Below are 25,749 nucleotides of genomic sequence, written 5' to 3'. Positions count from 1 at the left end.
AACATGTTCAGTGGACGTCAGGCCGTCCTTCGAGTGGTTCGTATGGCTATGAGCAGTACACGTGCCACTTAAAACAAAAGCCTTATAAAAACACCGTGCCCACTGTTGAAGGTGAGCGCAAAAAACAACCGCTCCGGATTCTGCGAGCGGCACCAGGATTCCTGAAGGATACGTGAAGGGTGGAGATGTACCGCTGTTGAACTGTGTAGCCGGTAATGCCTGGCTTAGACGCTTATTCGTCCGCTTTTGACAGCTTATTCCTCCTCCTGACTGTTTGACGTTGCTGCTGTTACGACAGCAAGCAGGAGACGTAGTCGCGGCTCGGCATACAACCGAGTACTGCTGGACACGAAGGCGGATGGCTCCGCCTTTGATACGACCCCAAGCACCGACCCTCGGCGAGTCGTGTGTGCCGAACGCCGTTTCCGGTAGCCCGGAAACCGACGGTATTACATGAAAAGAATGCTCATCAATGCCACGCAGCCTGAAGAGCTACGTGTTGCGTTAGTAGATGGCCAAAAACTATTTGATCTGGATATCGAGTCAGGGGCTCGTGAACAGAAAAAGGCCAATATCTATAAAGGCCGCATCACTCGTATCGAGCCCAGCCTCGAGGCCGCATTTGTCGACTTCGGTTCAGAGCGTCACGGCTTTCTCCCTCTCAAAGAAATCTCTCGCGAATACTTCAAGAAAGCGCCAGAAGGTCGCATCAACATCAAGGAAGTTCTGTCCGAAGGGCAGGAAGTCATTGTTCAGGTTGAAAAGGAAGAGCGTGGCAACAAGGGCGCTGCGTTAACTACCTTTATCAGCCTGGCTGGTCGCTATCTGGTTCTGATGCCGAACAACCCACGTGCAGGTGGCATTTCCCGCCGCATCGAGGGTGAAGAGCGCAATGAGCTGCGCGAAGCCCTGAATGGACTGGATGCCCCAGCCGACATGGGGCTGATTGTCCGCACAGCGGGCCTTGGCCGCAGCACTGAAGAGCTGCAGTGGGATCTGGACTACCTACTGCAGCTCTGGTCCGCTATCAAGGAAGCCTCTGTCGAGCGTAGTGCGCCTTTCCTGATATATCAGGAAAGCAACGTCATCATTCGAGCCATTCGTGATTATCTTCGCCAAGATATCGGCGAAGTGCTTATTGATAGCGTAGAAGCTCAGGAAGAAGCGCTGAGTTTCATTCGCCAGGTCATGCCTCAGTACCAGAGCAAGATCAAGCTCTATCAGGACAGCGTACCGCTGTTCAATCGATTCCAGATCGAAAGTCAGATCGAAACTGCTTTTCAACGTGAAGTAAAACTGCCCTCTGGCGGCTCGATTGTAATCGATCCCACTGAAGCACTCGTTTCGATCGATATCAACTCTGCACGCGCTACCAAGGGTGGTGATATTGAAGAGACAGCGCTGCAAACGAACCTGGAAGCAGCCGAGGAAATCGCTCGCCAGTTGCGTTTACGGGATATCGGCGGCTTGATCGTTATCGACTTCATCGACATGACACCGGTGAAAAATCAGCGCGCTGTTGAAGATCGCATGCGGGAGGCGCTTGAGGCCGATCGTGCTCGAGTGCAGATCGGTCGCATTTCTCGATTTGGCCTTCTGGAGATGTCTCGCCAGCGGCTGCGCCCCTCTCTGCGCGAGACGAGCGGCATCGTCTGCCCACGCTGTAACGGCCAGGGCATTATCCGAGACGTCGAGTCCTTGTCGCTTGCCATCCTGCGTCTGATTGAAGAAGAAGCACTCAAGGATCGGACAGCAGAGGTTCGAGCACGCGTACCCTTACAGGTCGCCTCGTTCCTATTGAATGAAAAGCGCAACAGCATCACCAAGATTGAACTACGTACACGGGTTCGCATCATCATCCTGCCGGATGATCACATCGAAACCCCGCATTTTGAAGTGATACGCCTGCGTGATGACAACCCGGATCTTCTGAACGGCCAGTCCAGCTATGAAATGACGCACAGCGAGGCTGAAGAGATCCAGCCTGCAAGCGCTACACGAACCCTTGTTCGCCAAGAAGCTGCAGTCAAGGTCGCACCCGAGCGCACTCCCGCGCCTCAGGTCGAAGCACCTAGCAAACCTGCTCATCAGCCGGAGCCAAGCCTCTTTAAGGGCCTGGTGCGCTCCCTGGTCAGTCTGTTTGCCGGCAAGACGGAAGAGCCTGCCGCTGTAGCCGAAACTACCCAGCCCAATGGCGAAGCACGTCGTACTGATGAGCGTCGCAATGGTCGTCAGCAGAATCGTCGCCGTGATAACCGTCGTGATGAAGAACGCAAGCCTCGCGAAGAACGTCAGCCTCAGGCTCGCGACAATCGCGAAGAACGTCCGACTCGCGAAGAACGCCAACCTCGTACCGAACGCCCTGCACGCGAAGAGCGCCAAGCCGCTCGAGAAGAGCGTCCTGCCCGCGAAGAACGCCAACCACGTGAAGAGCGTCAGCCGCGAGCGGAGCGCCAGAGCCGTGAAGAACGTCCTGCACGTGAGGAACGTCAGCCACGTGAAGAGCGTCCCATCCGCGAAGAGCGCCCGGCACGTGAAGAGCGCCTTGTCCATGAAGAGCGCGCAAACAAGGACGAGCGTCCTGCCCGTGAGGAACAGCCCAACCGCAGCGAACGCCCTTCCCGCGCCGAACGCCGTCAGGCCAGAGAAGAGGTCGAAACACGCCAGGATGCGACCGTTGACGCCGAGCAACTGAACGATGAAGAGTTGAATGATCAGACTGACGATCAAGACAGCGATGAGCGCCCACGTCGCCGCTCTCGCGGTCAACGTCGTCGCAGCAATCGCCGCGAACGTCAGCGCGACACTCATGGCGAGTCAAACGACAACGAATCAGTTGCCTTGACGGAAGAGTCAAACACTGACTCTCTTGTCAATGCCGCTGTGGTTGCCGAAGTGGTCAATGCCCAGGCAGCTGAAGTTACAACCGTAACGGAAAGAAACGAGCCAAAGCAGGCAAGCCAGGCCGAAGCGAAAGCAGAGGCAGTCGCCCAGCACACCCCTGCGCCTAGCCGCACTGAAGAGCAGCAGCCTATTGTTGAAGTTGTCTCATACGAGACAACTGTGGAAACTCGTCAGACGGTAGCGGTAGTAGAGGCCAAAGCTCTTCAAGCCGAGGAGCCCACCCAGGTAGCCACTGAAACGGCACCCGTGCAGAAAGAAAAAGCCGTATCACCGGTGGAAGCTTCTTCCGAGGCTCAGCCACTCGCTCAGGCAAGCGAAAGCACGCCTGATACTGAGGCGCAGCCTAAATTAACGCCACCGGCCGTTGGTCGTGCGCCTAACGATCCTCGTGAGCGTCGCCGTCGTCAGCGTGAGGCCGAGCGCTTGGCGCGCGAGCAGGAGGAAGCTGCAGTGGCACAGGCTGCAACATCTGTCAGCCCGACGGCTCCGGCTACCTCCTCGCCTGCTGAAATCCCAGCGATCGAAGAGCATGCTTCCCCAGTCCTGGCGGCCGATTCAGAACCTGTTCCCACCTCTGGCATTACTCATGCGCAGAAACGCCTGGAGAGTGTAAACGTGGAAAAACCGCTGGATGAGCCTTCGAAAGAAAACCAGCCCGCCATGACGGCTGAGATTGTTATGCCAAGCTCGGAAAGCTTGAATCAGCTGCCAGCACAGAGGGTTGAGTCTGCCGAAATTCCTGCAGAGCCTGCCCTGCCAAAGCCAACAGTAGAGCAGCAACAACCTCAGCAGGATGCTGTAGAAGAGCAAAAACCATCTGAAAGCGAAGAGGAAAAGCAGGCGCCTAAACCGCAGCCCTGATACCTCAACAAATAAAAAGGGATGCATATGCATCCCTTTTTATTATGCCGTTACCCCTAATTCAGCGCTCCGGGCTCCATCTCCAACAGGACAGAAAACCGGCTCTCAATATCAGTGCGAATTTGCTGAGCAAGATCAAGAATATCCTTACCCGACGCTGTACCGTAATTAACCAGGACAAGCGCCTGCTGCGCATGAACGCCTGCGTCCCCTTTCCGAAAGCCCTTCCAGCCAGCCTTATCAATTAACCAACCCGCTGCAAGCTTTACCTGGTCATCCGTGACAGGGTAAACGACCAGATCGCGATAGCGCTCCTTAAGTCTTGTAGCCAATTGATTTGAAACCACAGGATTTTTAAAGAAACTGCCCGCATTGCCCAACATGGCAGGGTCAGGCAGTTTTTCCCGTCGAATACTAATAATGACCTTGCTTACTGCTTGGGGAGACGGTTCATCAACGCCCTGTTCCACCAAGCGATGGCGAACAGGACCGTAATCCAGACGCAAAGTACCGTGTCGATTTAAATTGAAACGAACCCGCAATATGACCCAACGGCCAGGCTCCTGCTTGAATCGGCTTTCTCGATACCCAAAACAGCACTCTTCAAGGGTAAACTCGCAAGTCTGGCCAGTTTTGCGATCCAATGCCGTTAAGCCATGAAACACATCCTTTAGCTCAACACCATAGGCACCGATATTCTGCATGGGAGAGGCGCCCACAGTACCCGGTATGAGACTCAGGTTCTCCAGCCCGCTCAGCCCCATGCTTAATGAGGCCTCGACCAGCCCATGCCATGACTCACCTGCCTCAGCCTCAACGATCACACTGCCTGAGGAGTCCTCTTCCAAAAGACGAATTCCTTGGCTACGCATGTGCAGCACTAGAGCCTGAACATCCTCCGCGAGTACCAGATTGCTGCCCCCGCCCAAGATATAGAGCGGCACATCCTGCTTGTCGGCAAACGCCATAGCCTCACGAACATCATTATCCGTGTAAGCCTCTGCATAGAAGCGTGCCCGCACATCGAAACCAAATGTATTAAAAGGTTTAAGACAAACCCACTCACGTACAGTAAGGCTCAAGTGGCCCCCTTACCTCATGCACAAGCGCTTCACATGCCTTTTCAAGCAAGTCAATAACATACTTGAAACCAGCAACTCCGCCAAAATAGGGATCCGGCACTTCATCCTGCTCAAGACCATAACGGCGAAGCAAAAGATCCACTTCAGCTGAAGCGTTGGAAGGACGAAGCCTGGACAAAAAGGCCATGTTCTCATGGTCCATCGCTAAGATAAGGTCAAATAAGCGAAAATCTTCAGCCGTAATCTGTCGAGCCCGCAGGCCTGAAAGATCATATCCTCGCTTAGCACCTTCCTGGATCGAGCGAGGATCGGGGGCTTTACCGACATGCCAGTCGCCTGTTCCCGCCGAGTCGACAACAATACGGTCAAGTAGGCCAGCCTTGACAAGCTTGTCGCGAAAGATGGCCTCGGCCGTAGGGGAGCGGCAAATGTTGCCCATGCAGACAAACAGAACACGCATTATTCGCCTCCCAAGACTCGGCGAACCCGCTCCAGATCTTCAGCTGTATCTACTCCGGCCTCTGGTGACTCAATGGCATCTGCTACATGGATACGCACGCCATGCCAAAGTGCACGTAGCTGCTCCAAGGCTTCAGTATTTTCAAGCCAGCATGCACCCCAGCGCACAAAGTCCTTCAGAAATGCTACTCGATAGGCATAGATACCGATATGACGTCGGTACGGCACGCTTGAGGGCAAGATATCGCGGCTTGTGACAAACGCATCACGCGCCCAAGGCATAGGCGCTCGACTAAATGACAAGGCCAGACCATTCTTGTCGCTGACAACCTTAACAACATTCGGGTTGAATAACGTGGCGATATCATGAATGGGCTCAGCCAATGTGGCTATGCTCGCCTCGGAATGAGCAGCAAGATTCTGAGCAACCTGATCGATAATGGCAGGCGGAACAAGCGGCTCATCCCCCTGAACATTCACGATAATGGCATCGTCCGGGAGGCCAATAAGTTCGGCTACCTCTGCCAGCCTGTCCGTACCTGAAGCGTGATCAGTACGCGTCAGCAGCGCATGTGCACCGAAACGCTCGCAGGCTGCCATGATGTCGGAATGATCTGTAGCCACAACCACCTGACCGGCTGCGCTCTTACTGGCCTGTTCCCATACATGCTGAATCATGGGCTTGCCTGCAATATCCTGCAAAGGCTTACCGGGCAAACGGCTTGAAGCAAAGCGCGCAGGAATAACTACGGTATAGACGACAGTCATTTATCCAGGCGCTCATCAACGCTGAGGACACGGGCTTCGCTTTCCAGCATGACCGGGATGCCATCCCGGATAGGATACGCAAGCCCTGCGGCCTTGCTAATCAACTCGGTCTTGTCTTCGCTTAGCTTGAGCGGACTTTTGGTAATAGGACAAGCCAGGATGTCGAGAAGCTTGAGATCCATAAGGAATCCTTGTTGGGTAAATAAGTTATTGAGCCTGTAACAGGTCTAGCCGTCTGTCCAGCCACGAAACAAAAGCTGCTGAAGGCTGAGCATCAACCGCAAGATACCACCAATCAGGAGCGGCAAAGGCTCTGCATTTGACGGCATCTTTCTCAGTCATGATCAATGGTAAAGCCGGCTGAAAGCGTAGTCGCTCAGGGGTATAAATTGCATGGTCGGCGAATGGGTGGGCAATGGGTCGCCACTGCAATGCTTCGAGCGTCTTGAAGAAACGATCAGGATTACCAATCCCAGCCAGTGCGTGAACCTCCTGGCCAGGAGAAAAATAATTGAGAGGCCGGCGCTCACCTGATACTAGATTGATCAAGGCCGTTGGTTTCAATTGAACCGAGTAGCCATCTTCCGTATCGCTGGTGCCACCATTATAAAGAATGGCGTCAACGCTCAGCAGTCGCTCAATAGGCTCTCTAAGTGGCCCCGCCGGAAGACAGCGCTTGTTGCCAAAGCCCCTTGCCGCGTCAACCATGACAAGCTCAAGGTCACGTGCAAGCGCATAGTGTTGTAGACCGTCATCACTGAGGATGAGATCCAGCGACTCGGTTCGCAGCAACTCCTGAACCGCAGCAGGACGATTTGGAGCGATGACAAGCGGAACCCGGGTCCGTTGAACAATAAGCAAAGGCTCATCACCCGTTACCGCAGGCAGCTGGTCCGGCATTACCCGCCAGGGAAAATGTGGAGGTTTTGCACCATAGCCCCGGCTCACCACACCGACTCGCAATCCACGACCGCGGCAGTGCTCGATGAGCCAAAGGATCATCGGAGTTTTGCCCGTTCCACCTATTGTGAGGTTTCCCACGACCAGCACAGGAACAGGTGAAACGAAAACACCCTTGTCGCTCTCCAGAAAGCGCCTACGCTTTCGTCGAGCAACGTGACAATACAGGGCCTCCAAGGGTTTCAGTACATTCAGGGCCGGATGATCACGATACCAAGCCCTGAGAAGCCGTGAGGAAATACTCACTGTTTGTCTGCCTGAGCCTCAACCGTTGTGATGCGGATTCGTGAAAAGCCCAGCTTTCCAGCGGCATCCATTGCCGTCACCACTGATTGGTGAGGCGTGCGGCCATCAGCAGAGATGATCAGTGGCACGCTGTTATCCCCACCCGACTCACGCTGCAATGCAGTCATGAGCGAAGTCAGATCACCTTTAGCCAACGTTTGATCGTTCAGTGAAAAGACGCCGTCTGCTGAAATGCTGATTTCCAAGTCCTTGGCAGCTGCTTCGGCAGGTTCTGCACTTTGCGCCTCAGGCAGCTCCAGTTTCAACTGGCTCGGCTTGTTGAAGGTGGTGGTTACGACAAAGAACAGCAGCAACACGAATACAACATCGATCAGTGATGTCAGGTTGACGTAGGCCTCGTCTCTAGCTGCCCCGCCTGATCTACGCCGAAACTTCACGCTTTGGTACCTTCCGTGACGAAGTCTACTTCACGATCACCCTGAACGACTTCAACCAGCTTGATGGACTCTTGTTCCATAGAGACAATCAGTTCATCGACACGACGCAGCAGGAAGCGATGGAAGAATACGGCAGGAATAGCCACGATCAGACCAGCCGCCGTGGTCAGCAAGGCCTTGGAAATACCGCCAGCCAGAACCGGAGCGTTGGCCAGACCGCTTTCCATGAAAGAGCTGAAGATCTCGATCATGCCAAACACCGTGCCTAGCAGTCCCATCAAGGGTGCCATGGCAGCAATCGTACCCAGGGTATTCAGATAGCGCTCCAGATCATGCACGATGCGGCTACCAGCCTCTTCGATGGCCTCTTTCATGACTTCACGGCCATGACGGGAATTGGCAAGCCCTGCAGCCATTACCTCACCCAAAGGCGAATTGGCGCGCAACTCCTTAAGCTTCTCGCTTGTGAGCGAATTATCTTGCAGCCACTTCCATACCTGAGCCAACAGTTGCGGCGGAACGACACGTGCACGGCGCAGTGTCCATAACCGCTCGGCTACGATAGCCATGCCTACAATAGAACTCAGAATAATTGGCAGCATCATCCAGCCGCCTGCTTTGACCAGTTCGAACACGCCCTGAACCCTTTCCTTAAAAGTGCGCAACTCTATCATGAAGCGCCAATTATTTTTCTTGCCAGAAATAACGCTTCTGACGAGCGCCTTGCGGCAAATCATGCTTACCGAGGGTAAATGATATTGCACCGTTCAAGGCTGTATCGTAAATCCGGACGCCATGACGCTCATAACGACTGATCACTTGTGCATGTGGATGGCCAAAGTTGTTGTGAATTCCCCTCGAGATCAAGGCATATTCAGGTTTTACCAGACTGACGAAACGCTCGCTCGAAGCCGTTCGACTGCCATGATGAGGTGCCAATAACCATTGAGCCCGTATATCCCGCCCAGATTCAACGAGGCGACGCTCGGCCTTTTCGTCTATATCACCGGTTAGCAAAAGGCGCTCGCCTGCTGCTTCTACCATCAGCACGCACGATGCAGCGTTTCCCTTCATCAAGGGGCTAGGCTGCCAGACAGTAAATAAGACTCCCTCCCACACCCAGCGCTGATTATCTTCGCAGGGTGTCGGATGCAAGCCAGGAGGAAGCCGCTTCACTTCCCCGCTCACCACCTTGTCCACCTTCAAGGCGCTGAAAACAGCAGCGGCGCCTCCTGCATGATCTGCATCCCCATGACTGATCAACATCATGTCTAGATGACTGACGCCTGTAGCTTTCAGGTTGGGGACTACCACCCTTTCGCCAGCATCATAGCTTCCGCTAAGCGGCCCAGCGTCGTATAGCATGGCGTGGCCTTTGGTCTGTATGAATACAGACAACCCCTGTCCGACGTCGAGCACGGTTACCTTTGCCAGTCCTGACGCTGGTCGGGTCACTGGCGGCCAGAACAACGGAATCAGCAGAAATACTGCCAAAGGCCTGACCGGCACCCCATCGGGAGCCAGCCATAGCAACACACCCAGCATGCCTAAAACGACAGCCCACGCAGGCACCCATGCTCCCTGCCACACAGGAACCAGTGCCGACACGTACCCGAGAAATGCGAATAAACCATCAAGGGTCGCGCCTGAACACCACAGTAGCAACTCGCCTAGGGGAGGAATGATCAGAAGAAACACGGTACCCAGCAAGGCGGCTGGCACCACTAAAAAGTCTACCCAAGGCACGGCAACAAGGTTAGCGATTGGCCCCGACAGACTTACAGACAGATCCAGAGCCAGTAAAACCGGCGCTAGCCCGACTGCCATCATCCATTGGGCCCGCCCCCAACTGCGCCAAGGACTCCATTGACCCAAACGGCCGCCAAAGATCCATATCAAGAGACCCACAGCGATAAAGGACAACCAAAAGCCTGCCGTAAGGCTTGCCAGCGGCTCAGCCACCAGCACAGCCGCCAAGGCAATACCTACCGGTACCCATGCCCCCAGGTGACGAAACCGTAATCGCCATAGTGTAATCAGCGCGATCATGACGCAGGCTCGTCTTACAGGAACGTCAAAGCCTGCCAGAAATCCGTATCCTACCGCCGATACAAGCGCAGACAGGCAAGCAACAGGAAACCACGGTATCCGGACAGGCCAGTAGCCTAGACGCGCCAATCCGGCGATCAGCGCAAATACAAATCCCGAAAGCAGCGTAATGTGCTGACCGGAAATAACCATCAGATGCGTGGTGCCTGTGGCCTGTAAAAGCTGCCAATCCTGAGTCGAAACGCCTGAGCCGTCGCCCAGAACCAAAGCAGCCAGCCCACCGTTTCGCTGAAAGGCGTCAAGATGCAATAACCGCTGTCTTAATGCGTCTCGCCAGGCATCCAAGGTGGCCTGACGGGAAAGTCGTTGCCCTGCCTTAACGACACCGCTTGCACCGATTCGATGAGCCAGCATCCAGGCTTCGCCATCCATTCCCCGGAGATTGTGGAGCCCGCCCGGCTTTTGCAATTCTACAGCGAGACGCCATTGCTCACCTGATCGTACGGCTGGCGCATTTGACCAGGAGACCCGGATACGGCTTGGTAAAGCCCCTCGACGGCTCTGCGCATTTTCCAAAAGAAAACGCGTCGAACCTTCGCGCAACTCAGGAAGCCCTACAACTGTTCCCTCAAGCCAGACTATTCGCCCGTCCAGACCATCATCCAGTCGCTCATCCAGCGCCCAATGAGCTGACAGGCAGGCCCAGCCAAAGCCTATCAAGAAGGCACCTGCCACGTAGACACGGGGCAGGAACATCAGACCGAATGCCACTATCAAGCAGGCAACAAGAACCTCTCGATCAGGCAATTCGGGTAGAAAGCGCAGCACCAATAGGCCTGCAATGAACGCAACGATCCCTGTGCGCATGACTCCGCTCCATCGAAGCCCAAGAACAACAACCCGGCATTCTGCCGGGTTCAACCTTATACGTCAGCCAATTGTCCGTCAGCCAATTTCAAACACCGATCCATCTGCGCTGCGAGCGCCAAATCATGCGTCACTATGAGGAAGGCTGTGTTCAGCGAGTCACTCAACTCAAGCATCAACTCCTGGATACTGTGTGCAGTATGCTGATCCAGATTGCCTGTAGGCTCGTCCAGCAAAACAACCTTGGGCTGATTGACAAGGGCCCTGGCTATCGCGACCCGCTGCCTTTCACCACCCGATAATTCAGTAGGCTTGTGACTCAACCGATGCCCCAGCCCCACCCGCTTAAGCAGTTGAGCGGCACGCTCCCGCGCCTCCGAGATCGGCGTAGCGCCAATAAGCAGCGGCATGCAGACGTTTTCCAATGCACTGAATTCCGGGAGCAAGTGATGAAACTGATAAACGAAGCCCATGGCACGATTGCGCAATAAACCGCGCGCTTTCTCACCCAGTCGGGAAAGCTCTTCGCCTGTCAACCAAACACCGCCCTGAGACGGTGTATCCAGGCCACCTAATAGGTTCAGTAATGTGGTTTTGCCTGAACCAGAGCTGCCTACAATGGAAATGCGCTCACCTGGCTGAAGGTCCAGATTGACCCCTGAAAGAACCTCGACGGTCTCAGGGCCTTCGACATAGCGTTTGCCCAGATCAACGCAACGCAGCACGGCCTCGTTAATCATATCGCAATGCCTCGGCAGGCTCTGTGCGCGACGCACGCCAGGCAGGGTAAAGCGTAGCCAAAAAACTCATGCACAACGCGGCGCAACAGATTAGCGCTACATCTTCTAGCTGGAGCTCAGACGGCAGGTTACTGATGAAGTACATGTCAGAGCCAAATACCTTATGCCCGACAATACGTTCAAGGGCTGAAATCCACTGGCTTACATTAAGCGCAGCAATAACACCCAGGACACCGCCAACAAGCGTGCCGATAACTCCAATCACCGTCCCTTGCACCATGAAAACAAACATGATCTGGCGAGGCGTAGCACCCAATGTACGCAAGATCGCAATATCTGCCTTCTTGTCGGCAACAACCATGATCAGCGTGGCGATGATGTTAAAGGCCGCTACCGCTACGATCAGTAGAAGCAGCAGACCAATCATGGTCTTTTCCATGTTCATTGCCTGGAACAGACTTCCCTGAGTACTGGTCCAGTCCTGCGCCTGATAACCCGGCCCCATGGCATTAGCTACTTGACGGGAATACTGTGGCGCCTTGAACAGATCATCGAATGCCAGACGAACGCTCTGAACGAGCCCTGGCTCCCATCCTTTCAATGGAGCGGCGTCCGCTACATTGATAATCCCTAGGGAACCATCAAGCTCTGCACCGACCTTGAAGATACCTACCACAGTAAAGCGACGCATCCGTGGCGTGATGTTGCCTGCCGCAGAGGTTACCTCAGGGACGATAACGGTGACCTTGTCACCCATACCCAGCTGGAAGCGATGAGCTGTGATCTCGCCAATAACGATGCCAAACTCACCTGCCCTCAGGTTATCCAGCTGCCCTTGAACCATGCGATCACCGATGATCGAGACCTTGGGCTCCAGCTCAGGATCAACGCCATCCACCAACAGCGGCTGCATGCGTCCGCGCTGGGATAGCATGCCCTGCAGCTGGGTGTAGGGAACCGCAGCCAATACATGAGGCTGCTGCACCGCCTTGTCCGCTACGCTTTTCCAGTCCGAGAATGGCTGCTCTGCATTAATGGTTGCGTGAGGCACCATTCCCAGGATTCGGGTACGCATCTCCCGCTGAAAGCCGTTCATGACTGATAGCACCAGAATCATGGCCAATACGCCCAGCGTCAGCCCGATCATGGAGACCAGCGAGAAGAATGAGATAAACGATTTACGGCGCTTTGCCCGTGTATATCGCAATCCAATGAAAAGAGATAAAGGTCTGAACATTTCGCCTTACACTGTTTCAGGAGAAGAATGGCCGTCAGGCCGGAACCAGGCGGCCATCTTCCAGGCGCAGCGTACGATCCATCTGAGCGGCCAGCGACTGGTCGTGGGTTACTACAAGAAAGGACGTACGCAAGGACGTTGAAAGCTCAAGCATCATTTGCTGAATTCCATGGGCCGTGTGCTGATCCAGATTGCCTGTAGGCTCATCCAGCAAAACCAGCTTGGGCTCATTGACCAATGCACGTGCGATGGCTACCCGCTGGCGCTCGCCTCCGGATAACTCAGCCGGCTTATGGCTTAGTCGATGTCCCAGCCCCACCCGCTCCAGCAATGCAGAAGCTTTCCTGCGGGCTTCAGCTATTGACGTTCGACCGATAAGCAATGGCATGCAGACGTTTTCCAGTGCGCTGAACTCAGGGAGCAAGTGATGAAATTGATAAACGAAGCCCATGGCACGGTTACGCAACAGGCCGCGTGCCTTCTCATTGAGCGCCGAAAGCTCCTCCCCATCCAGCCATACACTGCCCTGACTTGGGGTGTCCAGTCCGCCCAACAGGTTCAGCAACGTCGTTTTTCCTGAACCGGAACTGCCTACGATCGAAACACGCTCGCCTGGAAGCAGCTCCAACTCTACGCCGGTCAGGACGTCGACCGTTTGCGGTCCCTCTTCGTAGCGCTTGCCCAGGTTCTGGCAACGCAGTACGGCTTTATCACTCATAACGCAACGCCTCGGCAGGCTGGGTGCGAGCAGCACTCCAGGAAGGGTACAGGGTGGCAAGGAAACTCAGCAGCAGCGAGGCACCACACACCCACAAGACATCATTGAGCTGCAACTGGGACGGCAAATAATTGATGAAATACACCTGAGCGTTCAGGAACTGATGTCCTGTCGTACGTTCCAGCCAAGCAATGAAGCCGCTGACATTAAGCGCAGCGACAACTCCCAAGGCGCAGCCAAGCAGGGTTCCGATTACGCCGATGAAAGTACCCTGAACCATGAAAACAAACATGATCTGGCGAGGCGTGGCACCCAACGTCCGTAAAATGGCAATGTCGGACGTCTTGTCAGTTACCACCATGACCAATGTCGAGATGATATTGAAGGCAGCTACCGCCACGATCAGAAGAAGGAGAAGGCCAATCATGGTCTTCTCCATACCGATGGCTTGATACAGGTTGCCATGGGTGCGAGTCCAATCACGTGCATAGAAGTCTTCATTGTCACTTGCCAGCGACCGGACAATATCCCATGAGACCTGGGGTGCCTTGAACAGATCGTGCAGTTTCAGGCGGATGCCCTGGACCTGACTGGGCTGCCACCGCTGCAGGCGCGCCGCATCCTCAACATGGATCAGACCCACCGAACCATCCAGCTCTCCGGCCCCGACGCTAAAAATACCTACGACGGTAAGCCGCTTCATCCGGGGAAACATACCGGCAGGCGTCACGGCTACTTCCGGGGCGATATAGGTAACCTTATCACCCACTTTAACGCCCAGTTTCTGCGCAGCCAGCGTTCCGATAATAACGCCGAAACCGCCCGGTTTGAGATCCGTCAGCTTACCTTCACGCATGAAGTCACTGATGATCGAAACCTTCGGCTCCTCATCCGGATCAATGGCGTTGAGAAGTACGGTCTGAACGGCCTTGTCCTGGGTCAGCATGCCTTGCAGCTGGGTAAACGGCGCAACCGCGGCCACTTGAGGATTTTTTCTGGCCTGATCGGCAATAGTCCGCCAATCATTAATCGGCTGGTAGGACTCTATAGTGGCATGGGGAATCATCCCCAGGACGCGGTCGCGCATTTCACGGTCGAATCCATTCATGACCGAAAGCACTACGATCATGACCAGCACACCCAGCGCCAGCCCAACCATGGAGGTCAGGGAAATAAATGAAACGAAGTGATTTCTTCGCTTGGCACGCACATAACGCATGCCGATGTAGATAGGTAGTGGTCTAAACATATCCAGGCTTAAGCAGGAATGGGACGCAAGCGAGTCCTTATGGACAAGGGAAACGGCAAACAATACAGAACTGGCCGTTATAGTCCCAAGCTCGACTACACTCATATATGTAGCGTTCGCCACTTCAGGCGGAGCGAATCCCTGTTGCTTCACAGCCCTGACGAAGCGCCAGCTTACAGACTGGCAAGCCCCCATCAGCAGGCATTACACTCAACGCTTCGATCATCGCCGTGGGTTTACCATGACCGCACCAGACGCGGATGAACGCCGCGAATACTATCGCATCACAGACTCGATCGCACTGGAAATCACCCCACTTGCCGGTACAGAACAATCCGCCACGCCTAATGTGTCACCTTTGTTCGATCTGCTAAGTGAAATGCATCTTCTGGAGTTCGAATCACAGCACCTTTTGCGCAGCGTCAATGAGCGTGACCGCCCAATTGCCGCCTGTATAAAGCTGCTCAACAAGCGAATCGATTTACTGGGTCAGGCACTGACCTGGAATTTGATTCATGAAGTCGGAGAACCCAGACCTGTCGTGCTGTCCGAGGGTGGCATCAGCTTTCAGCATTCAGAGGCGTTTTCACTGGGTAGCCAGCTAAGCCTGCGCATGATACTGATGCCTCAGGCACTGGGCCTTGAATTGAAAGCTGAAGTGATTCACTGCCAGCCGGCTACGCCAGACAGTTATGAGATAGGCACCAGCTTCGTAGACATCAGCGATGCACAACGCCAGCTGCTTGCTCGGCATATCTTCAAGAAGCAGGCCCATGAGCGCCGTACGCTCAGAGCACAGCCCAAGGGTGAGCAATAGTGAACTACTGGCTGAGTTTTTTACTGGTGCTCGGCCCAACAGCTGTTTTCGCCGATACGCTCTCGATCCCTATTAGTGGTCAAGGTGACACCCACACGGCCCTGCCCCAACCTGGGCAACTTCGCACCGAGGTGCTGAATCGCTTTGGTTTGCCGGACGAAGAACATCCAGCCGTAGGTAAGCCGCCCATTACTCGCTGGGACTATCGCGACTTCAGCGTCTATTTTGAGAATGACCGTGTCATCGATGCGGTTCGTGACCATCAGCCACTTAATCGCAGGGAAACGCCATGACAGTCATCTACGGCCATCGAGGAGCCAAAGGCGAGGCCCCGGAAAACACGCTAGCCAGTTTTGAGCAGTGCCTGCAGGTGGGCGTAACCCGCTGCGAGCTGGACCTCCACCTGTCCAGTGATGGAGAATTAATGGTCATTCACGACCCTACCCTCAAGCGTACTACGGGACGTCGAGGTAAGGTTGCCGAGTTGCCTGCCGATACGCTGGTTACCTATGACGCACGCTTGGCAGGTCCCTCATGGCCTCGACCCTGCCCTATTCCACGCCTTGAGGATCTTTTCGAGCAAGTGGATTTCGAGCATTGGCAGCTTGAAGTCAAAAGCGCTTCACGCGTCCGGGCTGCACGCACCATCAAAGCCATTGATGAGCTAGCGAAACGCTTCAATCTCAGCGATCGCATTACGGTAACGTCCAGCTCACGGGAAGTATTAAGGGCGCTTAACCGTGACACTCCCTGGCTTCAACGTGGGCTAGTGGCAGAATACGCCTGGCTGGATCCGCTGAAAGTGGCTGCTAACTACGGCTGCCATTTACTTGCGCTCAATTGGACGCTGTGCACCCCTGAGCGACTCTTGAAGGCCCAGCGCCAAGGCCTGCATGTATCGGTATGGACGGTAAATGAGCCTTCCTTGATGCGACGCCTAATCGACTTCGGTGCAGACAGTTTAATTACGGATTATCCAGCACTGGCTAGAACCGTGCTGGATGATCACAAACCACAGGCTAAGCCGGCTTAGAAAAGCCGGTTCAACCCATCAAAGGCAGCTACGCGGTACGCCTCAGCCATGGTGGGATAATTAAACGTCGTATTGATGAAATACTTGATGTTATTGCCAGGACCTTTCTGGTTCATGATGGCTTGTCCGATGTGAAGAATCTCGGACGCCTGATCGCCAAAGCAGTGAACCCCAAGGACTTCCAGAGTCTCGCGATGGAACAAGATTTTGAGCATGCCTACCGGCTCGCCTGAAATCTGTGCTCGCGCCATGCTTTTGAAGAACGCTTTGCCAACTTCGTAGGGTACTCTGGCCTGCGTCAAATCGCGCTCGTTTTTACCCAAAGAACTGATTTCGGGAATGGTATAAATTCCAGTAGGAATATCATCGACATAGCGCGCTGAATCATCATCCAGAATATTACCGGCAGCTGAACGACCTTGGTCAAACGCTGCACTGGCGAGGCTAGGCCAACCAATGACATCTCCAGCCGCCAGGATATTGGGGCAACTGGTGCGGTAATTCTCATCCACGTTAATTTGGCCGCGGCTGTTCACCTCGATACCAACATTCTCCAACGCCAGCTGGTCGGTATTGCCGGTGCGCCCGTTACACCACAGAAGCGCGTCAGCTCGCAGCTTCTTGCCTGACTTAAGGTGAAGAACGACCCCATGCTCCAGCCCTTCAATACGCTCATACTCTTCATTGTGACGAATGAGCACATTATTGGTGCGTAAGTGGTAGCTAAGCGCATCGGAGATTTCATCATCCAGGAAGCTCAGCAGCTGATCGCGCGTATCGATCAGATCGACGAGCACACCCAGGCCACTGAAGATGGAGGCGTATTCACACCCAATGACACCTGCTCCATAAATGATCAGGCGCCGTGGTGTATGGCTCAAGGTCAGGATGGTATCGCTGTCATAGACACGCGGGTGGGAGAAATCAACATCAGCCGGGCGATAAGGACGCGAGCCCGTTGCAATAACCACCTGCTTGCCAACCAGTTGTTCGGTACCGCCATTGGGATTTATGACGTTGATCGTGTGCTCGTCGATAAAGCTTGCGGTTCCGAAGTACACATCGACCCGGTTACGAGCAAAATAGGATGTGTGTGAATTAACCTGCTTTCCAATGACGCGCTCAGCACTCTTGAGCACGTCAGGAAAGGAAAACCAGCGAGGCTCGCCAATCGTGCGGAACATCGGATTATTGTTGAAATGGATGATCTGCTTGACTGAGTTACGCAGAGCCTTTGACGGAATGGTGCCAAGGTGAATGCAATTTCCACCGATGACCTGGCGACTGTCCACGACCGCCACCTTGCGTCCGTGCTTGGCTGCATTGATTGCAGCCCCCTCGCCTGCCGGGCCCGATCCCAGCACCACTACGTCATAGTTATAGACAGCCATGATTACTCCTCGAAAAAACGAACCGATCGCTCATGAGCGTCGAGCACATCATCACCGGCTCTACGGCAACCCGATTTAAGCGATGATCTCTATATAGGTTACACCTATCCTCTCGTTGCGACCTTTCGTCACACTAGAAAATCTTTTCAATTTAAAGCGATAAATAAAAACGGGAGCCTAAGCTCCCGTCTTCATATGAACAATGTTTAAACCGCTGGATAAGCCGGTGGGTTTACACCAGCCATTTCCTCAAGCACACGAACGACCTGGCAGCTATAGCCGAACTCGTTGTCGTACCACACATAGAGAACGACACGGTTATCACTGCAAATGGTAGCACCTGCGTCTACTATGCCAGCATGACGAGAGCCAACGAAGTCGCTGGATACCACTTCAGGCGAGTTGACGAAATCGATCTGCTTGTGAAGATCAGAGTGCAGCGCCATATAACGCAGATAATCGTTGATCTCTTCCTTGCTGGTGCCTTTTTCAAGGTTCAGGTTCAGGATGGCCATCGACACGTTGGGCGTTGGAACGCGAATGGCATTACCTGTCAGCTTGCCGGCCAGCTCTGGCAGCGCCTTGGCAACCGCCTTGGCAGCACCCGTCTCGGTAATCACCATGTTCAACGGCGCGCTACGACCGCGACGATCACCTTTGTGGAAGTTATCGATCAGGTTCTGGTCATTGGTAAAAGAGTGAACCGTTTCGACATGACCGTTGATAATGCCGTACTTGTCATTGACAGCCTTCAGCACCGGTACAATGGCATTGGTGGTACAAGAAGCAGCCGTAACAATAGTGTCTTCCGGGCTGATGGTGTTGTGGTTGATACCGTGAACGATATTCTTGAGCGAACCCTTGCCAGGCGCCGTCAGCACAACACGTGCAGCACCCGGGCACTTCAGGTGTTGCGACAGGCCTTCTGCATCACGCCATTTACCGGTGTTATCAACAATGATCGCATTATTAATACCGTACTGGGTGTAGTCGACCGTGGTCGGATCGTTGGAATAAATCACCTGAATCAGGGTGCCATTTGCACAAATTGTGTTGTTGGTCTCGTCGACAGTAATGGTGCCTTCGAAGGAACCATGTACCGAGTCGCGACGCAATAGGCTGGCACGCTTGACCAGATCGTTTTCAGCGCCCTTGCGTACTACGATGGCACGCAGGCGCAGGCCATCGCCGCTTCCAGAGTGCTCGATAAGGATACGTGCAAGCAAACGTCCGATACGGCCAAAGCCATACAGAACCACATCGGTTCCCTGGCGCTTTTCGGTGCCCTGCTTACCTACAACGGCAGCCAGTTCTTCGCGCAGGAACTCTTTTAGATCACGCCCTGCCCCCGCCTGCTTGAATTTCAAGCTCAGACGCGCCAAATCAATGGAGGCGGCACCTAGTTCAAGTTCACTAATAGCCTTAAGCAGCGGATAGGTATCGTGTACAGACAATGCGACATCATCGACCTGACGTGCAAAGCGATGCGCCTTGAGAATGGCGATCACTGAACGATTAACCAAACCACGCCCATATATAGAGGTCACAACATTATTATTACGGTAGAGCTGACCGATCAGCGGAATCATTGCCTCCGCAATCGCCTCACGATCGATCCATTCACCAAGACACTGGTCGGAGTTCTGACTCACGGTGATACCTTCCATATGTAGGGGCTAACAAAAGGAACTACATTATGACCGCACCTGCCTGAACCGGCAATCTTCGCGCGTCGATGCACTGACAGCGAGACGAGACCGTCGTTACAATCCCAACTCAGATTTTTTTCAACGGAGCCTAACCAGCGTGCCCGTTTTGCGCATTCCATCAATTCCTGATACCGCCGGACGACAGCATTGGGGAAATCTCCCCGGAGCCGCGCTAAGTCTGGCTATTGCCGAGGCTGCAAGCGCTGCCAGCCAACGTTTCACCCTACTTTTAACGCCGGACAGCCAGAGCGCCGAACGCCTGGAGCAAGAACTGCGCTTCTTTGCCCCGAGGCTTCCCGTACTGCATTTCCCTGATTGGGAAACGTTGCCTTACGATATTTTCTCGCCGCATCAAGACATTATTTCCCAACGTGTAGCGGCGCTCTATCGTCTACCAGAGCTTGATCACGGCATTTTGGTAGTGCCTATCGCAACAGCCCTACATCGTATGGCACCTACACGCTTCCTGTTAGGCAGCAGTCTTGTGCTGGATGTGGGACAACGTCTAGATGTAGAGGCTACGCGGGCTCGCCTGGAGGCAGCCGGATACCGCTATGTCGATACCGTCTACGAGCATGGCGAATTTACAGTCCGTGGAGCACTGATTGATCTCTTTCCGATGGGCAGTAGTCTCCCGTACCGAATCGACTTATTCGATGACGAAATTGAGACATTACGCACATTTGATCCAGAGACGCAGCGATCAATCGACAAGGTAGATTCGATCCGACTGCTTCCTGCTCGAGAATTTCCGCTGCATAAAGAAGCCGTCACAGGGTTCAGGGCACGCTTTCGAGAGCGTTTTGATGTGGATTATCGCCGCAGCCCTCTTTATCAGGATCTGGCCAGTGGCCTGACGCCCGCAGGCATCGAGTATTACCTGCCGCTGTTCTTTGATGAGACGTCAACGCTGTTTGACTACCTGCCTCAGAGCGCACAGGTTTTTTCGTTACCAGGCATCGAGCAGGCATCTGAACAGTTCTGGACGGACGTACGGACCCGTTACGAGGACCGTCGCGTTGACCCGGAGCGTCCTCTATTACCACCGGCTGAAGTTTTCCTCCCGGTAGAAGAGTGCTTCGCTCGTCTCAAGCAATGGCCACGCATTGTTATCAGTGGCGATGATATCGAGCCGGGTGTGGGTCGTGAGCGTTTTTCAGCGCGGCCTCTGCCCAATCTTGCCATTGAGGCCAAGGCTAATCAGCCATTGGCGGCCTTGCAGAACTTCCTGGCTGAGTTTGATGGGCGCATCCTATTTACAGCAGAATCCGCCGGCCGTCGGGAGGTGCTGCTTGAGTTGCTGGCACGTATCAACCTGCGTCCTACATCGGTCGAGGGATGGGAAGATTTTCAGGAAACTGACGAGCGCCTGTCGATTACAGTCGCGCCGCTCGACGAAGGCTTGCTACTCGAAAAACCCGATGTAGCCCTCATTGCCGAAAGTCCGTTGTTTGGTCAGCGCATCATGCAGCGTCGCCGCCGGGAAAAGCGCAACGAGCATGGTGACAACGTCGTCAAGAACCTGACCGAGCTACGCGAGGGCGCGCCGGTCGTGCATATTGACCACGGCGTTGGCCGTTATATGGGTTTGGTAACGCTTGAGTTGGAGGGCCAAGCGCAAGAATTTCTACTATTGGAATATGCAGACGAAGCGAAGCTCTATGTTCCGGTTGCCAACCTGCACCTGATTGCCCGTTATTCAGGCGCTGACGACGCGCTTGCTCCACTGCACAAACTAGGTTCTGAAACCTGGCAGAAAGCCAAACGCAAGGCAGCTGAACAGGTGCGCGATGTTGCCGCCGAACTGCTGGATGTATATGCCCGTCGAGCCGCTCGGGAAGGATTTGCGTTTACTGATCCCAAGGCGGATTACGAAACCTTCGCAGCAGGCTTTCCGTTTGAAGAAACACCTGACCAGCAAGTTACTATCGATGCTGTACTCAAGGATATGCTGTCAGGCAAGCCCATGGATCGTCTGGTCTGCGGCGATGTAGGCTTTGGCAAGACCGAAGTCGCCATGCGGGCGGCGTTTGTAGCGGTACACAGCGGCAAGCAGGTGGCCGTTCTGGTCCCTACAACCCTATTGGCGCAGCAGCATTACAACAGCTTTCGCGACCGCTTTGCCGACTGGCCTGTGCGCGTCGAGGTGATGTCTCGTTTCAAGTCTGCCAAGGATGTTGAAAAGGCCGTACAGGAATTAGCTGACGGTAATATCGACATTATTATCGGCACACACAAACTGCTGCAGGACGACGTGAAGCTCAAGAATCTGGGACTCGTCATCATTGATGAGGAGCACCGATTCGGCGTGCGCCAGAAGGAGCAATTCAAAGCGCTACGTAGCGAAGTCGATATTCTGACCCTTACGGCCACACCGATTCCGCGCACGCTCAACATGGCTGTTGCAGGTATGCGCGATCTGTCCATCATCGCCACTCCGCCGGCTCGACGTTTGTCGGTCCGGACGTTCGTCATGGAGCAGCAGAACGCGGTTATCAAGGAAGCCCTTCTTCGCGAGCTGCTACGCGGCGGACAGGTCTACTACCTTCACAACGAAGTAAAGACCATTGAAAAGTGCGCCCGGGACCTTGCGGAGCTGGTGCCGGAGGCCCGTATTGGCATTGGTCATGGACAGATGCGCGAACGGGAACTGGAACAGGTCATGAGCGACTTCTACCACAAGCGCTTCAACGTGCTGGTAGCGTCAACTATTATCGAGACCGGTATCGACGTGCCCAGCGCCAATACCATCATTATCGAGCGTGCAGACAAGTTTGGCCTGGCGCAACTGCATCAGTTGCGTGGACGCGTGGGACGAAGTCACCACCAGGCGTATGCCTACCTGCTAACACCGCCACGAAAAAGCATGACACCTGATGCTGAAAAACGTCTTGAGGCGATTGCTGGTGCGCAGGACCTGGGCGCAGGCTTCATTCTGGCCACCCATGACCTTGAAATACGGGGCGCCGGCGAACTCCTGGGCGAAGGTCAAAGCGGCCAGATCCAGGCTGTAGGCTTTACGCTGTACATGGAAATGCTGGAACGGGCGGTCAAGGCTATTCGCAAAGGTGAACAACCGAACCTGGAACAGCCCCTTGGCGGTGGTCCAGACATCAACCTGCGGGTACCTGCGCTCATTCCTGAGGACTATCTACCAGACGTCCATACTCGTCTGATTCTGTACAAGCGTATTGCCTCTGCAGCCGATGAAGATGCACTCAAGGAGCTACAGGTCGAGATGATTGACCGCTTTGGCCTTTTGCCCAATGCCGTCAAAAACCTGGTCCGCCTGACACTTATGAAGATCAAGGCAGAAGCCCTAGGTGTTGTGAAGGTTGATGCCGGCCCGCAAGGCGGTCGCATCGAGTTCACTCATGATACGAAGGTTGATCCGTTGGTACTGGTCAAAATGATACAAAGCCAGCCCAACAAGTATCGCCTTGAGGGTGCAACCATCTTTAAATTCCAGGTACCGATGGAGCGTCCTGAAGAGCGTTTCAATATCACTGAGGCACTTTTCGAGCGCTTGACCCCGGAAAACGTCTAGTCCAGGTAACCGGCCGGGCACTCAGGAGGTGCCCGGCCAGTCGGGCTTAACCTGCCAGTACTGTTGCCAGTACAGCTTTAACCCTGCCTATACCCTCATGCAGCGCCTGCTCTATTTCAGCCATGGTGATAACGCCAGTTACCTTACCTGCAGCTGGATTAACGACCAACGCCAGACAGGCATAAGCCAAATCCTGCTCCCGAGCCAGTGCGGCTTCTGGCATGGCTGTCATCCCCACGATGTCACATCCATCACGCTCCAGGCGAACGATCTCTCCTGCCGTTTCCAGGCGCGGCCCTTGTGTACAGGCATAGACGCCCTGATCACTGTGGGCATAGCCGTGTTGACGAAGCGCACTGATCAATTGCTGGCGAAGCACCTCATCATAGGGGTAGCTGAAATCGATATGGGTTACCGCTTCTAGAGCCCCCTCAAAAAAGGTGTGTTCACGACCCCATGTATAGTCGACGATCTGGTGAGGCACACATAGATGCCCGCTACCCATTGCTGAATGGATACCGCCTACCGCATTAACGGCCAGGATTGCTTCTGCACCGGCATGCTTGAGCGCCCATATATTGGCCCGATAATTGACCTGATGAGGCGGGATGCGATGCGGATGACCATGGCGCGCCAGGAACAATACTTCGCGCCCTGCATAATGGCCCTTGAGAATGTCCGCCGAAGGCGCGCCATAGGGCGTGTTTATTCTGAGGGACTCATCCAGCGTCAGACCTTCCAGCTGCGTCAGGCCAGTCCCGCCAATAATGGCGTAAACGGTCATATAAACTCCTTAATCAATCAAACCTGCTTGGCGCAGAGTAGATAAAGCCGCAAGCCAGCGAGGATGCTGACGGTATTCAATGGGCGGAAATGCTTTTGCACTCATGCGTTTCAACCGCTGCGAAGGCTTGGCTTTCAAGCGCTGCAGCGCGGTTAGCGCCAGCTCAGCCGCGGCACGGTCATTACAAACGAGCCCCATGTCACAGCCAGCACTCAAGGCAGCCTCTATGCGTCCTGCCGCGTCACCGGCAACATGCGCACCGGCCATGGATAGATCGTCGCTAAAAATAACACCCTTGAAACCCAACTCGCCGCGAAGCACGTCCTGCAGCCACCGCCACGAAAACCCGGCTGGCTGCTCATCTACGCAGGGATAGATCACATGAGCAGGCATGATCGCCTCCAACTGCCCACTCAAGCGCTTGAAAGGTACAAGGTCGACGGCCTTGATGTCTTCCAGGCTGCGCTCATCACGGGGAATGGCCACATGCGAGTCGGCTTCTGCCCATCCATGCCCCGGGAAATGCTTGCCGGTTGCAGCCATGCCAGCAGCATGCATGCCGCGAACGAAGGCGCCCGCCAGATCGGTCGCCCTGTCCGGCGCCCCCTCGAAGGCCCGCTGACCGATTACCGCGCTACGGCCATGATCAAGATCCAGAACCGGAGCAAAGCTGAAGTCGAGCCCGACGGCCAGCACTTCGGTTGCCATTATCCATCCGCATGCCTCGGCAAGGCGGTCGGCCTCTCGATGATCGGCAAATCGCCGCATGGCAGGCAGACGTACAAAGCCCTGTCGAAGTCGCTGGACGCGGCCGCCCTCCTGGTCGACAGCCAATAGCAACTCCGGCCGCTCGGCGCGTATGGCTTCACATAGCTCACGCACTTGGCGAGGATGCTCGATATTGCGAGCAAAAAGAATGAGCCCACCCACTTCGGGCTGGCGCAGGAGATGTCGGTCTTCAGCGGTCAGCCATGTGCCGCCAATGTCCACCATTAATGAGCCTTGCATAGGCATTCCTGAGGCACAGAAAACAAGTGAGGCATGGTGCCCTTTCAACTCGTTTCAATCAATGTGTCAGTAATGCCTTTGCTGAAAGCGCTGGCATATCCTCACTCAGAAGCGCTGAGCATCCTGACTGACAGGCTTGCGGGGCTTGAATTGCGCAGATGCCAGAGTCTGATCCGTCATCGCACTCTCCGCCAGCATGCCACTGGCCATGAAAGGCACCATCAAACGCAATACCTGCTCCGTTGACGTATGTACACCAAAATCATTGTCAGCCATGGCCTTCAAAGCCTTGATACCTGACATGCTGAATGCAGCCACCCCTATCATGAAGTGAGCGCGCCAGAACAGCTCCAGCGGAGGAATGTCAGGCGCGGCCACAGCAACCAGCTCCATGTAGCGACGAAAAACGCGTCCGTATGCCTCTTCGAGGTATTTCTTCAGATGCCCCTGGCTCTCACTGAATGCCAGCCCTAAAAGCCGCATGAAAATGGAAAGATCATTACCGTGACGCGGTTTGATGGCTAACGCCTGATCTACCAGCAGATAAAGAAGCTCCTCAAGGTCTGCCTTGGTCCCAGACTTGCCGTACCGTCGGTCCAGCTCATTTTCCAAACACGCGCAATAAGGGTCCAGAAAACGAGAGAATACCGCCTGGATAAGGGATTTCTTCGAGCCGAAGTGATAATTCACTGCTGCAAGGTTTACATTCGCCTTGCTGGTTATCAGGCGGAGCGATGTTTCAGCAAAGCCACGCTCAGCAAAAAGTTGTTCAGCGGCATCCAATATCCGCTCGACCGTTTCAGATTGAGCCATCGCTTAACTACCTGATCATAAAATGTTTTAAACATATGTTTAAAACATTTCTGAGTCAATGCCTGGGATA

The 25,749-nt window shown here is 54.5% G+C and carries 22 protein-coding genes; 5 read left to right on the top strand and 17 right to left on the bottom strand.

What is annotated here, in order from left to right; translation table 11 throughout:
• Positions 1–453: 453 nt before the first annotated feature.
• Positions 454–3,765 carry a ribonuclease E gene (rne, locus tag QWJ10_RS18625; protein ID WP_289928842.1) on the top strand — a complete coding sequence of 1,104 codons (3,312 nt, stop codon included), beginning with the start codon at positions 454–456 and terminating at the stop codon, positions 3,763–3,765.
• A 56-nt stretch (positions 3,766–3,821) separates the two neighbouring features.
• Here rne and murB read toward each other — a convergent pair whose 3' ends face one another.
• From murB to QWJ10_RS18565, 12 genes are read right to left on the bottom strand one after another with little or no spacing between them, the layout of a single operon-like run.
• The gene (gene murB, locus QWJ10_RS18620; RefSeq protein WP_197873080.1) at positions 3,822–4,847 is read right to left on the bottom strand and encodes a UDP-N-acetylmuramate dehydrogenase; all 1,026 of its coding nucleotides are present in this window, start codon (positions 4,845–4,847) and stop codon (positions 3,822–3,824) included.
• Positions 4,828–5,307: a low molecular weight protein-tyrosine-phosphatase gene (locus QWJ10_RS18615; protein ID WP_289928839.1), complete on the bottom strand. Its 480-nt coding sequence runs from the start codon at positions 5,305–5,307 to the stop codon at positions 4,828–4,830. Before QWJ10_RS18615 ends, murB begins: the two co-directional genes overlap by 20 nt.
• Positions 5,307–6,074: a 3-deoxy-manno-octulosonate cytidylyltransferase gene (kdsB, locus tag QWJ10_RS18610; protein WP_197873078.1), complete on the bottom strand. Its 768-nt coding sequence runs from the start codon at positions 6,072–6,074 to the stop codon at positions 5,307–5,309. Before kdsB ends, QWJ10_RS18615 begins: the two co-directional genes overlap by 1 nt.
• Positions 6,071–6,256 (bottom strand): Trm112 family protein, encoded by a 186-nt coding sequence (locus QWJ10_RS18605; protein WP_010797719.1) that lies wholly within the window; start codon positions 6,254–6,256, stop codon positions 6,071–6,073. The genes kdsB and QWJ10_RS18605 overlap by 4 nt, the downstream gene beginning before the upstream one ends.
• A 25-nt stretch (positions 6,257–6,281) precedes the next feature.
• Complete coding sequence (lpxK, locus tag QWJ10_RS18600) at positions 6,282–7,280, bottom strand: tetraacyldisaccharide 4'-kinase (protein ID WP_197873077.1); 999 nt, start codon at positions 7,278–7,280, stop codon at positions 6,282–6,284.
• Positions 7,277–7,717 carry a biopolymer transporter ExbD gene (locus tag QWJ10_RS18595; RefSeq protein WP_010797717.1) on the bottom strand — a complete coding sequence of 147 codons (441 nt, stop codon included), beginning with the start codon at positions 7,715–7,717 and terminating at the stop codon, positions 7,277–7,279. The genes lpxK and QWJ10_RS18595 overlap by 4 nt, the downstream gene beginning before the upstream one ends.
• Complete coding sequence (locus QWJ10_RS18590; protein WP_019365918.1) at positions 7,714–8,352, bottom strand: MotA/TolQ/ExbB proton channel family protein; 639 nt, start codon at positions 8,350–8,352, stop codon at positions 7,714–7,716. The genes QWJ10_RS18595 and QWJ10_RS18590 overlap by 4 nt, the downstream gene beginning before the upstream one ends.
• Positions 8,353–8,401: 49 nt before the next feature.
• A complete protein-coding gene (locus QWJ10_RS18585; RefSeq protein ID WP_289928828.1) occupies positions 8,402–10,633 on the bottom strand; it encodes a DNA internalization-related competence protein ComEC/Rec2 in 2,232 nt (743 codons plus the stop codon).
• A gap of 56 nt (positions 10,634–10,689) precedes the next feature.
• A complete protein-coding gene (gene lolD, locus QWJ10_RS18580) occupies positions 10,690–11,373 on the bottom strand; it encodes a lipoprotein-releasing ABC transporter ATP-binding protein LolD (RefSeq protein WP_289928825.1) in 684 nt (227 codons plus the stop codon).
• Complete coding sequence (locus QWJ10_RS18575) at positions 11,366–12,610, bottom strand: lipoprotein-releasing ABC transporter permease subunit (RefSeq protein WP_289928823.1); 1,245 nt, start codon at positions 12,608–12,610, stop codon at positions 11,366–11,368. The genes lolD (QWJ10_RS18580) and QWJ10_RS18575 overlap by 8 nt, the downstream gene beginning before the upstream one ends.
• A gap of 34 nt (positions 12,611–12,644) precedes the next feature.
• Entirely contained in the window at positions 12,645–13,328 is a 684-nt protein-coding gene (lolD, locus tag QWJ10_RS18570; RefSeq protein WP_019365915.1) for a lipoprotein-releasing ABC transporter ATP-binding protein LolD, read from the bottom strand.
• Positions 13,321–14,577: a lipoprotein-releasing ABC transporter permease subunit gene (locus QWJ10_RS18565; RefSeq protein ID WP_289928819.1), complete on the bottom strand. Its 1,257-nt coding sequence runs from the start codon at positions 14,575–14,577 to the stop codon at positions 13,321–13,323. The genes lolD (QWJ10_RS18570) and QWJ10_RS18565 overlap by 8 nt, the downstream gene beginning before the upstream one ends.
• 241 nt (positions 14,578–14,818) lie before the next feature.
• On the opposite strand from QWJ10_RS18565, the gene QWJ10_RS18560 reads away from it, so the two are divergent.
• Genes QWJ10_RS18560 through QWJ10_RS18550 form a run of 3 tightly spaced genes read left to right on the top strand, consistent with a single transcriptional unit; the run spans position 14,819 to position 16,427 of the window.
• Complete coding sequence (locus QWJ10_RS18560; RefSeq protein ID WP_010797710.1) at positions 14,819–15,394, top strand: PilZ domain-containing protein; 576 nt, start codon at positions 14,819–14,821, stop codon at positions 15,392–15,394.
• A complete protein-coding gene (locus tag QWJ10_RS18555; RefSeq protein WP_019365912.1) occupies positions 15,394–15,687 on the top strand; it encodes a hypothetical protein in 294 nt (97 codons plus the stop codon). The genes QWJ10_RS18560 and QWJ10_RS18555 overlap by 1 nt, the downstream gene beginning before the upstream one ends.
• Positions 15,684–16,427: a glycerophosphodiester phosphodiesterase gene (locus QWJ10_RS18550; RefSeq protein ID WP_019365911.1), complete on the top strand. Its 744-nt coding sequence runs from the start codon at positions 15,684–15,686 to the stop codon at positions 16,425–16,427. Before QWJ10_RS18555 ends, QWJ10_RS18550 begins: the two co-directional genes overlap by 4 nt.
• Here QWJ10_RS18550 and sthA read toward each other — a convergent pair.
• Together sthA and QWJ10_RS18540 are read right to left on the bottom strand one after the other, a co-directional pair.
• The gene (sthA, locus tag QWJ10_RS18545) at positions 16,424–17,818 is read right to left on the bottom strand and encodes a Si-specific NAD(P)(+) transhydrogenase (protein ID WP_010797707.1); all 1,395 of its coding nucleotides are present in this window, start codon (positions 17,816–17,818) and stop codon (positions 16,424–16,426) included. The genes QWJ10_RS18550 and sthA overlap by 4 nt on opposite strands.
• Positions 17,819–18,024: 206 nt before the next feature.
• Entirely contained in the window at positions 18,025–19,470 is a 1,446-nt protein-coding gene (locus QWJ10_RS18540; protein WP_026003962.1) for a glyceraldehyde-3-phosphate dehydrogenase, read from the bottom strand.
• Between the two features lie 154 nt (positions 19,471–19,624).
• Between QWJ10_RS18540 and mfd the strand changes: the two genes are divergently transcribed.
• Entirely contained in the window at positions 19,625–23,074 is a 3,450-nt protein-coding gene (mfd, locus tag QWJ10_RS18535) for a transcription-repair coupling factor (RefSeq protein WP_289928812.1), read from the top strand.
• A gap of 46 nt (positions 23,075–23,120) precedes the next feature.
• Here mfd and QWJ10_RS18530 read toward each other — a convergent pair whose 3' ends face one another.
• From QWJ10_RS18530 to QWJ10_RS18520, 3 genes are all read right to left on the bottom strand, one after another.
• Positions 23,121–23,858: an S-methyl-5'-thioinosine phosphorylase gene (locus QWJ10_RS18530; RefSeq protein ID WP_289928810.1), complete on the bottom strand. Its 738-nt coding sequence runs from the start codon at positions 23,856–23,858 to the stop codon at positions 23,121–23,123.
• Positions 23,859–23,867: 9 nt separating this feature from the next.
• On the bottom strand, positions 23,868–24,866 hold the full coding sequence (nagZ, locus tag QWJ10_RS18525; protein WP_289928808.1) for a beta-N-acetylhexosaminidase: 999 nt from the start codon (positions 24,864–24,866) through the stop codon (positions 23,868–23,870).
• Between the two features lie 105 nt (positions 24,867–24,971).
• Complete coding sequence (locus tag QWJ10_RS18520) at positions 24,972–25,679, bottom strand: TetR/AcrR family transcriptional regulator (protein ID WP_125888968.1); 708 nt, start codon at positions 25,677–25,679, stop codon at positions 24,972–24,974.
• Positions 25,680–25,749: the final 70 nt, after the last annotated feature.

This window comes from Pseudomonas sp. WAC2 (assembly GCF_030403525.1).
Lineage (GTDB): Bacteria > Pseudomonadota > Gammaproteobacteria > Pseudomonadales > Pseudomonadaceae > Chryseomonas > Chryseomonas luteola.
Note: the sequence above shows the minus strand (reverse complement) of the source record. Positions and strands in the feature narration are given on the sequence as shown.

What these genes read in the sequence shown, in the direction of transcription:
- QWJ10_RS18605 (WP_010797719.1), bottom strand. Translation starts at nt 6,256, where the DNA reads ATGGATCTCAAGCTTCTCGACATCCTGGCTTGTCCTATTACCAAAAGT.
- QWJ10_RS18615 (WP_289928839.1), bottom strand. Translation starts at nt 5,307, where the DNA reads ATGCGTGTTCTGTTTGTCTGCATGGGCAACATTTGCCGCTCCCCTACG.
- QWJ10_RS18560 (WP_010797710.1), top strand. Translation starts at nt 14,819, where the DNA reads ATGACCGCACCAGACGCGGATGAACGCCGCGAATACTATCGCATCACA.
- lolD (WP_019365915.1), bottom strand. Translation starts at nt 13,328, where the DNA reads ATGAGTGATAAAGCCGTACTGCGTTGCCAGAACCTGGGCAAGCGCTAC.
- nagZ (WP_289928808.1), bottom strand. Translation starts at nt 24,866, where the DNA reads ATGCAAGGCTCATTAATGGTGGACATTGGCGGCACATGGCTGACCGCT.
- QWJ10_RS18585 (WP_289928828.1), bottom strand. Translation starts at nt 10,633, where the DNA reads ATGCGCACAGGGATCGTTGCGTTCATTGCAGGCCTATTGGTGCTGCGC.
- QWJ10_RS18565 (WP_289928819.1), bottom strand. Translation starts at nt 14,577, where the DNA reads ATGTTTAGACCACTACCTATCTACATCGGCATGCGTTATGTGCGTGCC.
- QWJ10_RS18530 (WP_289928810.1), bottom strand. Translation starts at nt 23,858, where the DNA reads ATGACCGTTTACGCCATTATTGGCGGGACTGGCCTGACGCAGCTGGAA.
- kdsB (WP_197873078.1), bottom strand. Translation starts at nt 6,074, where the DNA reads ATGACTGTCGTCTATACCGTAGTTATTCCTGCGCGCTTTGCTTCAAGC.
- QWJ10_RS18520 (WP_125888968.1), bottom strand. Translation starts at nt 25,679, where the DNA reads ATGGCTCAATCTGAAACGGTCGAGCGGATATTGGATGCCGCTGAACAA.
- lolD (WP_289928825.1), bottom strand. Translation starts at nt 11,373, where the DNA reads ATGATTAACGAGGCCGTGCTGCGTTGCGTTGATCTGGGCAAACGCTAT.
- sthA (WP_010797707.1), bottom strand. Translation starts at nt 17,818, where the DNA reads ATGGCTGTCTATAACTATGACGTAGTGGTGCTGGGATCGGGCCCGGCA.
- QWJ10_RS18550 (WP_019365911.1), top strand. Translation starts at nt 15,684, where the DNA reads ATGACAGTCATCTACGGCCATCGAGGAGCCAAAGGCGAGGCCCCGGAA.
- QWJ10_RS18575 (WP_289928823.1), bottom strand. Translation starts at nt 12,610, where the DNA reads ATGTTCAGACCTTTATCTCTTTTCATTGGATTGCGATATACACGGGCA.
- rne (WP_289928842.1), top strand. Translation starts at nt 454, where the DNA reads ATGAAAAGAATGCTCATCAATGCCACGCAGCCTGAAGAGCTACGTGTT.